Genomic DNA, 14,675 nt, shown 5'->3' with positions numbered 1-14,675 from the left:
CGTTTAGGAGATATAGCAGCCGTGTTCAGACCAACCAGAGGCTTTCTGGGTTAATCCTTTTGTGAGGCATCCCTAGCGGATACCTAGCCGCCGGGCCAGGCGGCTGAGGTTCGCGCGGTCGAGTTCGAGCGCTCTTGCGGTGGCTGCCCAGTTGCCCTGATGTTGGTCCAGGCAGGCCTGGATCAGCTGGCGTTGGTAGGTGTCCAGCGCTTGGCGCAGGCCTCCAGCACCCAGGTCCGGTACCATCGTCTCAGGGGCTGGAGCGGGCTGCGAGTGCAGTGAGGTAGGTGGTTGCAGATCCAGATCGACAGCGGTCAAGGACAAGATCCTGGGGCGTACCGTTTGTCGGCCCAACGCCTTGAGCGCCGAGCGGCCTATCAGATGCTCCAGTTCACGCACGTTGCCCGGCCAGTCGTAGGCCAGGAGTGCAGCTTGAGCGTCCGCGCCCAGTCGTAGGCTGCTCAGGCCCAAGCGTGAGCGATTCTGTTCGAGGAAGTAGCCTGCCAGCAGCAACACGTCGCGTGCGCGTTCCCGCAGAGGAGGGACATGCAACGGATAGACGCTCAGACGGTGGTAGAAATCGGCACGCAAGCGCCCGTTGCGGACCTCGGCGGCCAGATCACGGTTGGTGGCGGCGATCAGGCGCACATCGACGTGGTGTTCGCGGTCTGAACCCAGCCGCTGCAACTGTCCGCTTTGCAACACGCGCAGCAGCTTGGCTTGTACCGCCAGCGGCAACTCGCCCACCTCGTCGAGAAACAAGGTGCCCCCATGGGCCAGTTCGAACTTGCCCCGGCGGTCTGCATGGGCGCCGGTGAAGGCCCCGCGCACGTGGCCGAACAGCTCGCTTTCCACCAGCGTGTCGGGCAGCGCTGCGCAGTTCAGGCTGATCAGCGGCTTGTGGGCCCGGCTGCTCGCCTGGTGCAGGGCCTGGGCCACCAACTCCTTGCCCACCCCGGTCTCGCCGGTGATCAGCACGGTGAGATCGCTGCTGCCCACCAGTCGGATTTCCTCCACCATGCGCTGGTGGGCCGGGCTCTGGCCGATCAGCTCTCGGTCCTGACCACTGGCCTGGCGGTACACCTCCGCCCGCTGATGCTCATTTTCCGCACGCAGGGCCAGGCGTTCGATCCGCTCGGCCACGGTCACCGTCGCAGCGGCCAGGCTGGCAAAGGCTTGCAAGGCGTCGAGCTCCAGGCTCTGGAACTGGCCGGGCGTCAGGGCATCGAGGGTGACCAGCCCCCACGGGCGCTCATCGACCATCAAAGGGCAACCCATGCAGTCGTGAACCTCAAGGTCCACATCCGGCGTATTGACCAGGCCATCGTACGGGTCCGGCAGCTCGGAGTCGCTGGCAAAGCGGGTAGGGGAGGGGCTGCTCAACAGGATCTGAAAACGTGGATGCTCACTGACCTTGAAGCGACGTCCAAGGGTGTCTGGGCTCAGGCCATCCACGGCCAAGGGCACTAGCCATTCGCCATCGAGCCGGAGCAAGGCGGCAGCGTCACAGGGCAACAGACTCCGCATGGCTTGCAGTAAACGGCGATAGCGTTCCTGATCAGGCAGGTCGCGAGACAGGTCGCTGACCAGTGGCAGCAAGGCAGTAAGCAGTGGCTTGGCAGTCATAGGGACTCCTGTGGGTCTAATTGACTATACGCTGCCCTGAGTCATTTAGACATGCTGCGGCTTGAAGGCCGCGGATTTGCTGCGCGCTGGACTTGGCACGAATGATGAAAAGACTGAGCATCATTCGAAGCCCCAGGCTCAGGAGTTGCTGCAATGCTCAATGCCGAACAACGTGCGATCATCAAGGCCACCGTTCCATTGCTGGAAACAGGCGGCGAGGCACTGACCACTCATTTTTACCAGATGATGCTCAACGAGTATCCCGAGGTACGCCCACTGTTCAACCAGGCGCATCAGGCCAGCGGTGACCAGCCCCGTGCCTTGGCCAATGGCGTGCTGATGTATGCCCGTCATATCGACCAGCTCGAACAGCTGGGCGGTCTGGTGGGCCAGATCATCAACAAGCATGTGGCGCTGCAGATCCTGCCCGAGCATTACCCGATCGTTGGCCGCTGTTTACTGCGGGCCATCGAGGAAGTGTTGGGCACAGACATTGCCACGGCCGAGGTAATCGATGCCTGGGGCGCAGCCTATGGCCAGTTGGCAGACATACTCATTGGTGCTGAAGAAAACCTTTACAAGCAAAAGGAAGAGGCCGACGGCGGGTGGCGAGGGGCTCGCGAATTCCGACTGGCACGGCGGGTGGAAGAAAGCCTCGAGATCGTCTCCTTCTACTTCGCACCGGTGGACGGCAAGCCGGTGCTCAAGGCTGAACCAGGGCAGTACATCGGCCTGAGGCTGATGATCGATGGTGCAGAGCAACGCCGCAACTATTCGCTCTCCGCCTTGTGCGACGGGCGTGAATATCGGATCAGCGTCAAACGCGAATCCGATGGCAAGGTCTCCAACTACCTGCATGACCACCTGAGGGTAGGTGACACCCTCGAATTGTTCCCGCCAGCCGGTGATTTCACACTGGCCGCCAGTGACAGACCGTTAGTGCTGATCAGTGGGGGCGTGGGCATTACGCCTACCTTGGCCATGCTAGAAGCAGCCTTGCCGACCGGGCGGCCGGTGCACTTCATTCACTGCGCGCGCAATGGACAGGTGCATGCATTTCGCGAGTGGCTCGACACTCAGGCAGCGCGGCATCCGCAGCTCAAGCGTTTCTACTGCTACGCCGAAGCGGATGAAGCAGCCCACGCCGATGCCGTGGGCCTGCTGGACCAGCATCTGCTGGGCGAATGGCTCCCTCGCGAGCGCGATGTGGACGCCTACTTCCTCGGGCCGAAGCCCTTCATGGCCGCCGTTAAACGCCAGCTTCTGGCCTTGGGCGTACCCGAGCAACAGACCCGCTACGAGTTCTTCGGGCCGGCCGCAGCGCTGGCGTAAGCGCATTAGCGCCTAGTGACTATATATAAAGAAGCGTAACGGCCAGGCGCAAGGTCGGCCGTCTCTGGGGCTGCAAGGCAGCCCCTTCCTGCGAAGACGAGATCGCCAGGGCGATACGTGTCTGAGCGTTAATCCTGCATTAACCCAGCTGCCATTCACTCCTGCTGAGCGAGAAGCAGGCGGCAACTGCGGCCTGTTCGGTAGCTTCAATTTTCGCTGCCCCTCGTTGAACCGTCCTGCCAATGCCCGGTCTGAACCACACCCCATTGCCGCCTGGAATATGTATCCATGAAAGGCGGGGCGCCCAGGCAACCGGCGTCTGTGTAGAATTACGCCGGGCTGGCGGAATACGCTGCGACTATCCATCCAAGGAACCGGCAATGAATGATCAAACATCGCGCCTGAATCGGGAACGGCGCTTTCTGGTACTGTTGGGCCTGATCTGCGTTTCGCTGATCGGTGGCGCTCTCTACATGCAGGTAGTGCTGGGCGAGGCGCCATGCCCGTTGTGCATCCTTCAGCGCTATGCGCTCCTGTTCATCGCCGTCTTTGCATTCCTGGCCGCAGCCATGCCCGGGCGACGCAGCCTGACCTTCTTCGAGGCACTGGTGGTGGTCAGCGCCATTGGCGGAATCATTGCAGCCGGCAACCATGTGTATATACTCGCCAACCCCATGGTCAGTTGTGGCATCGATACCCTGCAGCCCATCGTCGATGACTTGCCCTTGGCCAAGCTCTGGCCGCTGGCGTTTCAAGTGGACGGCTTCTGCAGCACGCCTTACCCACCGGTGCTGGGCCTTTCGCTGGCGCAATGGGCATTGATTGCCTTCGTCCTGACGGCGTTGCTGGTGCCACTTGGCATCTACCGCAACCGTCGCCGCCCTTAGACAAAAGTCCCTGAATCCAACAAGGTTTTCAGGCGCTCGATCAAGGTCGGGAAACCCCTGGGAAGTTGATCCAGATCAAGCTGTAGCCCTTGCTGAATGCGGGTTGCAGGGCTATAGCCAGGGGTGCGACAAAGTGTCGCGAAGTTGAATTTATCGGCGTTATTGTTACAGATCCTGTAAAGGACTGTTGCTCAATAAGTCATAGTCAAGGGTTGGCGACCTATCTACAATCGCCCCCAATTTCCGTTCGGCACTGCTTGCAAGTCGCAGGATTGAAGGAAGCCCCAGCGCTCCTTTTTGCTGACTTCGTCAAGTTTCGCCCAACGGCGATACCGGGCGGACCCCCCTCCGCGTTTTCCGCACCAAATGGAATTGGTCTGCTATACAGGCCTTTGCCTACGAAACCAAAAGCACCGCTAACTCGCTTGAAGCCAAGGTCCTGCAGTCGGGCCCAGGCAGGAGCGGGTACGGGCGCGCAATGCCTCACTTGGTTGGACGAAGTGTTGGCTACCAAACACCAATTGCATTGAAGCAAGCTGATCTAGAGGTCGTGAGATGAGTAAAAAGCGTTACCCCAGACTGTTTGGCATATTGCCCTTTTTAGGCATGCTTTTACTCAGTGGGTGCAACTGGACCCTGCTCGACCCGAAGGGACAGGTCGGCATTGAGCAAAAGAACCTGATCCTGATCGCAATCGGCCTGATGCTGCTGGTCGTCGTGCCAGTCATCATCATGACCGTGGTGTTCGCCTGGAAGTATCGCGCTTCCAACAAGGCAGCCACCTACACCCCGGACTGGTCTCACTCGACCAAGATCGAGGCTGCGGTGTGGATCATCCCGATTCTGATCATCATCGTGCTGGGTTACGTGACCTACAAGTCCACCCACAGGCTCGACCCGTACCGTTCTCTGGATTCCGACGTGAAGCCCGTGCAGATCGACGTCGTCGCGCTAGACTGGAAGTGGCTGTTCATCTACCCGGAACAAGGTATCGCCACGGTCAACAAGATCGTCTTCCCGGCCAATACCCCGGTCAACTTCCGCGTCACCTCCGACGCCGTGATGAACTCGTTCTTCATCCCGGGCCTGGGCGGCCAGATCTACGCCATGGCGGGCATGACCACCAAGCTGCACCTGATCGCCAACGAGAACGGCGTGTTTGACGGTATCAGCGCCAACTACAGCGGTGCTGGCTTCACCGGCATGAAATTCAAGGCTACTGCCACGTCCCAGGAAGACTTCGAGAAGTGGGTCGCCGAAGTCAAGCAGTCGCCGAAGAAGCTGGGCAAGGCCGAATACGAAGCCTTGGCCAAACCAAGCGAAAACAACCCAGTCACGCTGTATAGCGAGGCCTCGCCTGACCAGTTCCAGCTGATCGTCGACAAGTACGAAGGCATGAACCGCGGTCGTTCGAGCCACGAACAAGCTGGCAGCAAAGACCTGGCCACTACCAAGGGTGTGGAATCGAGTATGCAACCAGCTGCCGGTGCAGAGGAGTAAGAGATGTTCGGTAAATTAAGCCTGGAGGCGATACCCTATCACGAGCCGATAGTCATGGTGACACTCGCCATTATCGCGCTCGGTGGTATCGCTGTCGTTGGTGCGGTCACCTACTTCCGCAAGTGGTCCTACTTGTGGACCGAGTGGTTGACGACCGTCGACCACAAGAAAATCGGGGTGATGTACATCATCGTCGCGATGGTCATGCTGCTGCGCGGCTTTGCCGACGCCATCATGATGCGGACCCAGCTGGCTGTTGCCACCGGTGGTTCCGAAGGCTACCTGCCGCCTGAACACTATGACCAGATCTTCACCGCCCACGGTGTGATCATGATCATCTTCATGGCGATGCCATTCTTCACCGGCCTGATGAACCTCGCGGTTCCTCTGCAGATCGGTGCGCGTGACGTGGCCTTCCCGTTCCTGAACTCCCTGAGCTTCTACCTGCTGCTGGCAGGCGTGCTGCTGGTGAACATCTCGCTGGGCGTTGGTGAATTCGCCAAGACCGGTTGGGTTGCCTATCCGCCGCTCGCGGGTATTCAGTACAGTCCGGGCGTGGGTGTCGACTACTACATCTGGGCGCTACAGCTCTCAGGATTGGGTACGACGCTGACAGGCGTGAACTTCCTCGTCACCGTGATGAAGATGCGCGCACCTGGCATGAAGCTGATGGACATGCCCATCTTCACCTGGACCTGCACCTGGGCAAACGTCCTGATCGTGGCTTCGTTCCCGATCCTGACCGCTGCACTGGCACTGCTGACCGTTGACCGTTATCTGGACTTCCACATCTTCACCAACGAGCTTGGTGGGAACCCGATGATGTACGTCAACCTGTTCTGGGCCTGGGGTCACCCTGAGGTTTACATTCTGATCCTGCCGGCCTTCGGCGTGTTCTCGGAAGTGACCTCCACCTTCTCCGGCAAGCGCCTGTTCGGCCACCACGCGATGATCTACGCATCGGGTGCGATCGCTGTACTGGGCTTTGCGGTTTGGCTGCACCACTTCTTCACCATGGGTGCCGGCGCCAGCGTCAACACCTTCTTCGGCCTGGCGACGATGCTGATCTCCATTCCGACGGGTGTGAAGCTGTTCAACTGGCTGTTCACCATCTACCAGGGCCGTCTGCGCTTCACTGCGCCGATCCTCTGGACCCTGGGCTTCATGATCACCTTCTCCATCGGTGGCATGACTGGCGTTCTGCTGGCTGTACCGGGTGCTGACTTCGTGCTGCACAACAGCCTGTTCGTGATCGCCCACTTCCACAACGTGATCATCGGTGGTGCGGTATTCGGCTACATCGCCGGCTTCGCCTACTGGTTCCCGAAAGCCTTCGGTTTCACCCTGAACGAGAAGTGGGGCAAAGCTGCCTTCTGGTTCTGGATCTCGGGCTTCTACGTGGCATTCATGCCGCTGTACGCACTGGGCTTCATGGGTATGACCCGTCGTCTGAACCACTCGGACAACCCACTGTGGGAACCCTACCTGTACGTTGCCGTGGTCGGTGCCGTGCTGATCCTGTTCGGTATCGCCTGCCAGCTGATCCAGCTGTTCGTATCGGTTCGCGATCGTCACCAGAACCTGGACGTGACCGGCGACCCATGGGGCGGCCGTACCCTGGAATGGTCGACTTCGTCGCCACCTCCGTTCTACAACTTCGCCCACATGCCTGAGAAGGTTGGCCTGGATGCCTGGCACGAAGCCAAGGAAGCCGGTGTTGCCTACAAGGTGCCGGGCAAGTACGAAGCGATCCACATGCCGAGCAATACCTCTACCGGTTTGTTCATGGGGCTGTTCCTGACCATCTTCGGCTTCGCTTTCATCTGGCACATCTGGTGGCTGGTCGGCGCAAGCCTGGTTGCAACCATCGCTGTCTTCGTTCGCCACGCTGCGCGTGACGACCAGGGCTTCATGGTTCCGGCCGAAGAAGTGGCGCGCATCGAAGGCGAGCGCATGAAAGCGTTGGCCAATGCAGGTGCTCTGCCTGCCGGCGCACGTGTCGAATCGTTTGAGCGGGTGTAATCAATGTCCAGTCAAGTAATGCACGGTGCTCATGGTCACGACCATGGGCACGACGATCACCACCACGACTCGGGCCAGATGACCGTACTGGGCTTCTGGCTGTACCTGATGACCGACTGCATCCTGTTTGCGTCGCTCTTCGCCACCTACGCGGTGCTGTCCGGCAGTTTTGCCGGCGGCCCGTCGGGTCATGACATCTTCGAGCTCAAGTTCGTAGCTGTCGAAACGCTGTTCCTGCTGCTGTCCTCGATCACCTTCGGCTTCGCCATGCTGAAGATGTTCGCCGGTAACAAGGCAGGCGTACTGGGCTGGTTGGCTGTGACCTTCCTGTTCGGTGCGGGCTTCATCGCGATGGAAATCTACGAGTTCCATCACCTGATCGGCGAAGGCTTCGGCCCGAACCGCAGTGGCTTCCTGTCGGGCTTCTTCGCCTTGGTAGGCACCCACGGTCTGCACGTGACGGCTGGTCTGATCTGGATGGCAATCATGATGTACCAGATCAACAAGCACGGCATCACGCCGACCGCCAAGACCCGCATGAGCTGCCTGAGCCTGTTCTGGCACTTCCTGGACGTGGTCTGGATCTGCGTATTCACCGTCGTCTACCTGCTGGGGGTTCTGTAATGGCTAACGCACACGACACTCATCACGAAGGCAGCCACGGCAGCGTCAAGTCGTACATGATCGGTTTCGTCCTGTCGATCATCCTGACCGCGATTCCGTTCGGCCTGGTGATGTACCCAAGCCTGCCGAAGAACCTGACCGTTCTGATCGTTGTGGCCATGGCCGTGATTCAGGTAGTGGTACACCTGGTGTACTTCCTGCACATGGACCGCTCGAAAGAGCAACGCAACAACGTATCGACGTTCCTGTTCACCGCCATGGTGATCGCGCTGCTGGTTGGCCTGTCGCTGTGGATCATGTTCAGCATCCACGTCGAAATGCTGGCCAAGTGAGGTAAGACTGCATGTCCGTTAAGCACTTTATCCAAATCACCAAACCGGGGATCATTTTCGGTAACGTGCTTTCCGTGGCAGGCGGTTTCTTCCTTGCCGCGAAGGGCCATGTGGACTTCGCCCTGCTGCTGGCAGTGGTCGTTGGTACTTCCCTGGTGGTGGCGTCCGGTTGTGCATTCAACAACTGCATCGACCGCGACATCGACCAGAAAATGGAGCGCACCAAGAACCGCGTGATGGTACAGGGTGGCATGTCACTGCCCCTCGCGCTGATCTACGCCACCCTGCTTGGGGTGGCGGGTTTCAGCTTGCTGTACGTGCAGGCCAACCCCTTGTCCGCGTACTGCGCACTGATCGGCTTCGTGGTCTATGTAGGCTTCTATAGCCTGTGGCTCAAGCGTAAATCGGTGCACGGCACCTTGGTCGGCAGCCTGTCCGGTGCCATGCCGCCTGTCATTGGCTACTGCGCTGTCAGCAATAGCTTCGACCTGGCGGCTGTGACCCTGCTGGTGATGTTCAGCCTGTGGCAGATGCCGCACAGCTTTGCCATCGCCATCTTCCGCTTCAAGGACTACAGCGCCGCAAACATTCCGGTATTGCCGGTGGCGCGTGGCATCCTGGCTGCGAAGAAGCAGATCGTGCTGTATGTGCTGGCGTTCGTGCTTGCGACCTTGATGCTCACCCTCGGTGGTTACGCTGGCCTCGGCTACATGGCCGTGGCAGCTGCCATGGGCCTTTACTGGCTGTACATGGCATGGGGTGGCTACAAGGCTGAAGACGACAGCAAGTGGGCGCGCAAAGTGTTCGGCTTTTCCATCCTCACCGTCATGGCCCTGAGCCTGATGATGGGGGTGGACAGCCAGACGGCTGCTGACGTGCTGATGACCTACGCACGCTGAAACCACGCCTGCTTCACGAAAACCCCGGCCTGTGCGCCGGGGTTTTTTTATGTCTATTTGGGGCCTGTGGCGGGTGAGCCAGACCCCTCGCTTGGTTTGTAGAGCTTTTTTGGAACAGGCCTACCAGCGATGGTGAAGCGCACCACTGCGCGCGTTGGCGTTACAAAAAATGCCCCTGTTTAGATAATAAAAAACAGCAGATTACCCTTTACAAGACATCTATATCGGCACTATCTTCTGAGTCAGGTCGCCGCATGCGGCCAGCGTCGCTCGGACGGTTCCGGGCGCTTACGTTTTTTAGAGGAAACCATGGCCACTCCAGGTTTGCCGCGCCGTTTTGCGCGCATCGATCGTCTCCCGCCCTACGTCTTCAACATCACTGCCGAGCTCAAGATGGCTGCCCGCCGCCGTGGCGAGGACATCATCGACCTGAGCATGGGTAACCCCGATGGCGCCACGCCGCCGCATATCGTCGAGAAGCTGGTGCAGGTCGCTCAGCGCGAGGATACCCACGGCTACTCCACATCCCGCGGCATCCCGCGCCTGCGTCGCGCTATCTCGAACTGGTACAAGGAACGGTACGGGGTCGACATCGACCCCGAAGATGAGGCCATCGTCACCATTGGTTCGAAAGAGGGCCTGGCGCACCTGATGCTGGCCACACTGGACCAAGGCGATACGGTACTGGTACCCAACCCCAGCTACCCGATCCATATATACGGGGCTGTCATCGCCGGGGCCCAGGTGCGTTCTGTCCCGCTTGTGCCGGGCGTGGACTTCTTCAACGAGCTTGAACGGGCCATTCGCGAGTCGATCCCCAAGCCCAAGATGATGATTCTCGGCTTCCCGTCCAACCCGACTGCCCAATGCGTGGAGCTGGACTTCTTCGAACGCGTTGTGGCATTGGCCAAGCAATATGGCGTGCTGGTGGTCCACGACCTGGCGTATGCCGACATCGTGTACGACGGCTGGAAAGCGCCATCGATCATGCAGGTGCCTGGCGCCAAGGACATTGCGGTGGAGTTCTTCACCTTGTCCAAGAGCTACAACATGGCCGGCTGGCGGATCGGCTTCATGGTCGGCAACCCCGAACTGGTCAATGCCCTGGCGCGCATCAAGAGCTACCACGACTACGGCACGTTCACGCCTTTGCAGGTGGCTGCCATTGCAGCGCTGGAAGGGGATCAGCAGTGCGTACGGGATATTGCCGAGCAGTACCGCCAGCGTCGCAATTTGCTGGTCAAGGGTTTGCACGAGTTGGGCTGGATGGTCGAGAACCCCAAGGCGTCCATGTACGTCTGGGCCAAGATCCCGCCTGAGTACGCACACCTGGGTTCGCTCGAGTTTTCCAAGAAGCTGCTTGCCGAGGCCAAGGTATGTGTCTCGCCAGGCATCGGCTTTGGGGACTATGGTGATGACCATGTGCGCTTTGCCCTGATCGAAAACCAGGACCGGATCCGTCAGGCCATCCGCGGTATCCGCCAGATGTTCCGGGCTGACGGGCTGGCGCGCAAGTAATCCGTGACGCCCTGCCGCTGGCGTTGCCGGCGGCAGGTGCGCTGCGCTGCGCTCAATGGTGGGGTGGGCTTCCGAATGTGCCTTGCTTCGCTGACTGATTACCTTCGGCACTCATTTCTCGCACGATGATAGTGACATGAGTGTTTTTACCGCCTATTTCTGTGGGACAGGTTCCCATCGCTTCGACGACACCAACACCAACTTCTGGAACGGCGAACTGGTCTCGACCCTGGCAAGCCATGACCAAGGCCGCGAATTTGCCCACTGGGTCGCTGTCGACGGTCCGGGCAGCGGCAATCTCCAGGACGACAGCCTGTTCGTCGATCCCGGCGGCTACTACAACTGGACAGGGCAGTTGTTTGGCCGTGGCTGGGAAGAAAACGTCAGCCATGTGCTGCAGATCATCAAGGGCGAAAGCCGCTGGCAGCGCACCAAGCTAAGCGAAGCCGAGTACAAACGCCTCAAGGATGCCGGCGTTCCTGTGCCAGAGGTGGCTTCGACCGCTTCGTGGTTCTGGAGAACCTATGACTACGGCGATCGCCACCCCACGCCGCAAGAGCTGCAAGAGCGCATCATTCATCTGTTCCGCAAGCCGCGCGTGCCTACCCAGGTCAACCTGGTCGGCTGGAGCCGCGGCGGCATCAGCTGCCACATGCTGGCCAATGCCATGGCCAAGGACCCTGAACTGTGCGATGTCCCGGTCAACATTTTTACCATTGACCCGGTTCCAGGCATTGGCAATGTGCAGCCAGAGCGCGTGATGCTGCCGGGCAATGTGCGCGAGTATGTGGGCTTCTACTCCCGTGACGAACGCTCCAAAGGGTTCGCCTGTGTGGTGCCAGGCGTGCAACCCGGTACCCGGATAAGCGTGTTTCCCATGCCGGGTCGGCACGCGACGTTGGTGGGGAATGCGTCGGTTGACGGTGCGGGCAGCGGCGAAGTGCTCGTCGAGCCGGGTTTGGTGGTCAGGCACTACGCCGAAGTATGCCTGAGGCGCTGGGGTGTCGAATTGGCCAAGTGCCTGAACTTGAGTGACGGACAAGTGATGGCCTATCACAAGGCAATGGCAGACTGTGAGGACCGGTACCAAGCAATGCGTCGTGCGTCCTACACCCTTGTGACCGAAGGTAGCCCTGACGACCGGCTGTTACACCAGGGCACCCGGCAAACGACCTTCAGCCATGTGCGCGGTGATCCCTATCGCCCAGCCGCGGGCCTTGGCCTGAATCAATGCGATGGCGATACCTATAAAGCGCTGCGCTAACTGAAATCGAGGGGCGAATAGGGTGTCTGGTGAAAGCCAAGCGCCTGCGGTTATTTTTTTCTGCCCCTCTATTCAATCACCCCCGCTTGGACCGAGAATGGCTGCTCGGGCCAGCCCCGATCTCAACCACCTTTCTTCCGTGCAATCATGTCCGAATATAACCCTTGCCTTGACTGCGGCGCTTGCTGCGGGTACTTCCGTGTGTCCTTCTTCTGGGGTGAATGCCAGTCCTCCGGCGGTGTGGTGCCTGACGATCTGGTGGTGCAAGTGAGTCCGTCTCGGGTGGCCATGATTGGCACCGACGCCAAGCCCTGCCGCTGCATTAGCCTGCAGGGCGAGGTGGGGCAGGGCGTGGCCTGCGCCATCTACGCCAACCGTTCCAGTCCCTGCCGCGAGTTCGAGGCGTCGTGGGAAGGGGGCGTACACAACCCACGCTGTGATACCGCCCGGGCCGCCTACGGGCTACCGCCATTGACCCCGCCTGGGGCGAATGAGCCGCATTGGCCCGATGATGGGGCTGAGGTCGCCTAAGCCCGTATCTAAGCGTGCGCGCACGAGCGTCTTGGATCTGAATCGTTGACATGGAAGTCGGTAGGATTCGCCATCTCTGACAGAGTCGCGATGCGAAGCTGAATGCGTTGGCTGTCGACTGTGGCCCGCCGTGCAGTTTTGCACTGCCTGAAGGTCGCGCTTGACGCTAAACTGTCATCTTACCCAGCAATGGACAGGTGAGCCGGCGTGACCCCACCCCGAAGTTTCCCGAGTGATCTGTGTCTCGATAGCCCGCGCCTTTACCTGCGCCCCATGCGCCACGCCGATGCGGCGAAGTGGTTGGCGATCATGGCCGACCCTGAGGTCATGCGGTACTGGCACCACGCGCCCTGGCAGAATCTGGCTGAAGCCCAGAGCGCGCTGGCAGCTGACCGTGAAGCGTACGCCAATGGCGAGCAACTCAAGTTGGGTATGTACCGCCGGGACAACGGCGAACTGATCGGTATGGTTCAACTGTTCAACATCGACGACACCTCCCGGCGAGGTGAGATCGGCTATTGCCTGGCCAGCGCTGTGCAGGGCAGGGGATACATGGATGAAGCGTTGACGTGCTTTATCGACTACATCGCCAATACCCTGCACATGCGCCGCCTGGAAGGCGAGATCGACCCTCGCAACCAAGGCTCGGCGCGTACGTTGGAGCGCCAGGGGTTCGTGCTGGAGGGCACCCTGCGAGCGCGCTGGTGCGTGGGCGGTGAGCTGTCGGACTCGGGTATCTACGGGCTGCTGCTGGAACCGCCGGTGGCGTGAGAGGCTGCGATCACCCAGTTTGGAAGCGGGGGATGACATGGGTTATGGTCATCCCCTGTGCCGACCTTCCAGGTGTCCTTTGCCCGCTTTTTACCTCAGCATTACCCTCCTGTTGTACCTGGTCGCCCTGTGTCTCGATGGCGCCTCGATGAGTGACGGCCACCACATGCCCGCCCTGCAGATGCTGCTGTACGGGCCTTGGGGCATACCATTCGGCCTGCACCAGTGGTTTGCCAACCCATTGCTCGCCCTGGCCATCCTGGCGCATCGGCGCTTTCGCCGTTTGGCCCTGCTGCTGGGGCTTTGTGCGCTGTATCTGGCAGGGACCAGCCTGGGTATCGACCGCCTGCCTGACAACCAGAGTTATGAGTTCCACGACCTGACGGGCTTGGCGGCAGGCTTCTACGTGTGGGTGGCAGCGATGCTGGTGTTTTGCTTTGGTCAGGGCTGGTACTGTCTGAAAGCGCGCCAAGCCGCTGATATGCCTGGGTGGAATTGGGCGGACGTTACCCTGATTGCAGCATTGGCGGTGATGTTGTATGCCGCCACACAGATGCCGTCGCTGCGCTTCGAGCCGAGCAGGGTGTTGATGCCGCCGGAGCAACCTCAAACGCTTTGACCTTCACGGAGAGTTCGCATGATCAAGCACTATCTGGCTGGGCTGGCATTGGCGTGCTGCACGCCGCTGGCCATGGCCGACGATCCGTCGCCCGCTTATGCCCGCTGTATGGACAATGCCTCCAGTACCCTGGCCATGGGTGAATGCCTCAAGGCCGAGATGCAGGTACAGGACCAGCGTCTGAACCGCGTCTACAAACAGCTGATGAATAAACTACCGGCGGATCAGCAAAAGAGCCTGCGTGATGTGCAGCGCAAGTGGCTGGCTTATCGGGATGCCAACTGCCAGTTTCATCGCACGGCCAGTGGCGGCACCATGGCGCAGCTTGAGGGCGGGACCTGCCTGATGGACATGACCCGAGAGCGGGCGGCGGAGCTTGAGCGGGTGTTGGATCCGCAACGGTGATGGTGGCTTGTGCTGGTGTAGTTGAGGCTATGTTGTAATTGCGTGGGCGTTCTTACGCCCATACGCAAAGTTGGCCACTCGTTACAACTTGGGTAACAGTGCCTTGTCATGATTCTGTAAGTGCATCTTATTTGTCCCTTCTCATTCATACTAATCCGGTTCAGTATTGCAGGCACTCCTGCCTACTCTAAGTAAAACTGCTGTTGCTGTTGCTGTTGCTGTTGCTGTTGCTGTTGCTGTTGCTGTTGCTGTTGCTGTTGCTGTTGCTTCTAAGCGCGCGGTAGTCCAGGCAACACAGATCGCGACTTCAGGAGGCCGAGCGCAGGGCTTGCGGAGGGAGGTGAC

At 59.8% G+C, this 14,675-nt stretch carries 14 protein-coding genes; 13 read left to right on the top strand and 1 reads right to left on the bottom strand.

Features of this window, described 5'->3' with window-relative positions:
• Positions 1-72: 72 nt before the first annotated feature.
• Positions 73-1,626 carry a nitric oxide reductase transcriptional regulator NorR gene (gene norR, locus B2Y33_RS20145; RefSeq protein ID WP_206405996.1) on the bottom strand — a complete coding sequence of 518 codons (1,554 nt, stop codon included), beginning with the start codon at positions 1,624-1,626 and terminating at the stop codon, positions 73-75.
• A gap of 153 nt (positions 1,627-1,779) precedes the next feature.
• Here norR and hmpA point away from each other — a divergent pair, with 153 nt between their 5' ends.
• The 13 genes from hmpA (at position 1,780) to B2Y33_RS20080 (ending at position 14,330) form a co-directional block, all read left to right on the top strand.
• Entirely contained in the window at positions 1,780-2,958 is a 1,179-nt protein-coding gene (hmpA, locus tag B2Y33_RS20140) for an NO-inducible flavohemoprotein (RefSeq protein WP_028688215.1), read from the top strand.
• A gap of 380 nt (positions 2,959-3,338) precedes the next feature.
• A complete protein-coding gene (locus tag B2Y33_RS20135; protein WP_027916567.1) occupies positions 3,339-3,845 on the top strand; it encodes a disulfide bond formation protein B in 507 nt (168 codons plus the stop codon).
• A gap of 555 nt (positions 3,846-4,400) precedes the next feature.
• Entirely contained in the window at positions 4,401-5,345 is a 945-nt protein-coding gene (gene cyoA, locus B2Y33_RS20130) for a ubiquinol oxidase subunit II (RefSeq protein ID WP_288633334.1), read from the top strand.
• Between the two features lie 3 nt (positions 5,346-5,348).
• On the top strand, positions 5,349-7,367 hold the full coding sequence (cyoB, locus tag B2Y33_RS20125) for a cytochrome o ubiquinol oxidase subunit I (RefSeq protein ID WP_023533473.1): 2,019 nt from the start codon (positions 5,349-5,351) through the stop codon (positions 7,365-7,367).
• Positions 7,368-7,370: 3 nt separating this feature from the next.
• On the top strand, positions 7,371-7,991 hold the full coding sequence (cyoC, locus tag B2Y33_RS20120; RefSeq protein ID WP_023533465.1) for a cytochrome o ubiquinol oxidase subunit III: 621 nt from the start codon (positions 7,371-7,373) through the stop codon (positions 7,989-7,991).
• Positions 7,991-8,323, top strand: a complete 333-nt coding sequence (cyoD, locus tag B2Y33_RS20115; protein WP_023533459.1) for a cytochrome o ubiquinol oxidase subunit IV — start codon at positions 7,991-7,993, stop codon at positions 8,321-8,323. The genes cyoC and cyoD overlap by 1 nt, the downstream gene beginning before the upstream one ends.
• Before the next feature lie 11 nt (positions 8,324-8,334).
• Positions 8,335-9,222 carry a heme o synthase gene (cyoE, locus tag B2Y33_RS20110; protein WP_023533464.1) on the top strand — a complete coding sequence of 296 codons (888 nt, stop codon included), beginning with the start codon at positions 8,335-8,337 and terminating at the stop codon, positions 9,220-9,222.
• Between the two features lie 309 nt (positions 9,223-9,531).
• A complete protein-coding gene (alaC, locus tag B2Y33_RS20105) occupies positions 9,532-10,740 on the top strand; it encodes an alanine transaminase (RefSeq protein WP_027916566.1) in 1,209 nt (402 codons plus the stop codon).
• A 136-nt stretch (positions 10,741-10,876) separates the two neighbouring features.
• Complete coding sequence (locus B2Y33_RS20100; protein ID WP_028688213.1) at positions 10,877-12,004, top strand: hypothetical protein; 1,128 nt, start codon at positions 10,877-10,879, stop codon at positions 12,002-12,004.
• 147 nt (positions 12,005-12,151) lie between these two features.
• The gene (locus B2Y33_RS20095) at positions 12,152-12,535 is read left to right on the top strand and encodes a YkgJ family cysteine cluster protein (protein WP_027916564.1); all 384 of its coding nucleotides are present in this window, start codon (positions 12,152-12,154) and stop codon (positions 12,533-12,535) included.
• Positions 12,536-12,742: 207 nt separating this feature from the next.
• On the top strand, positions 12,743-13,306 hold the full coding sequence (locus B2Y33_RS20090; RefSeq protein WP_027916563.1) for a GNAT family N-acetyltransferase: 564 nt from the start codon (positions 12,743-12,745) through the stop codon (positions 13,304-13,306).
• 79 nt (positions 13,307-13,385) lie between these two features.
• A complete protein-coding gene (locus B2Y33_RS20085; RefSeq protein ID WP_027916562.1) occupies positions 13,386-13,925 on the top strand; it encodes a hypothetical protein in 540 nt (179 codons plus the stop codon).
• 18 nt (positions 13,926-13,943) lie between these two features.
• A complete protein-coding gene (locus B2Y33_RS20080) occupies positions 13,944-14,330 on the top strand; it encodes a lysozyme inhibitor LprI family protein (protein ID WP_027916561.1) in 387 nt (128 codons plus the stop codon).
• The last annotated feature ends 345 nt before the right edge of the window (positions 14,331-14,675 follow it).

The organism is Pseudomonas sp. UBA5666 (assembly GCF_002420785.1).
Taxonomy (GTDB): Bacteria; Pseudomonadota; Gammaproteobacteria; order Pseudomonadales; family Pseudomonadaceae; genus Aquipseudomonas; species Aquipseudomonas fulva.
Note: the sequence above shows the minus strand (reverse complement) of the source record. Positions and strands in the feature narration are given on the sequence as shown.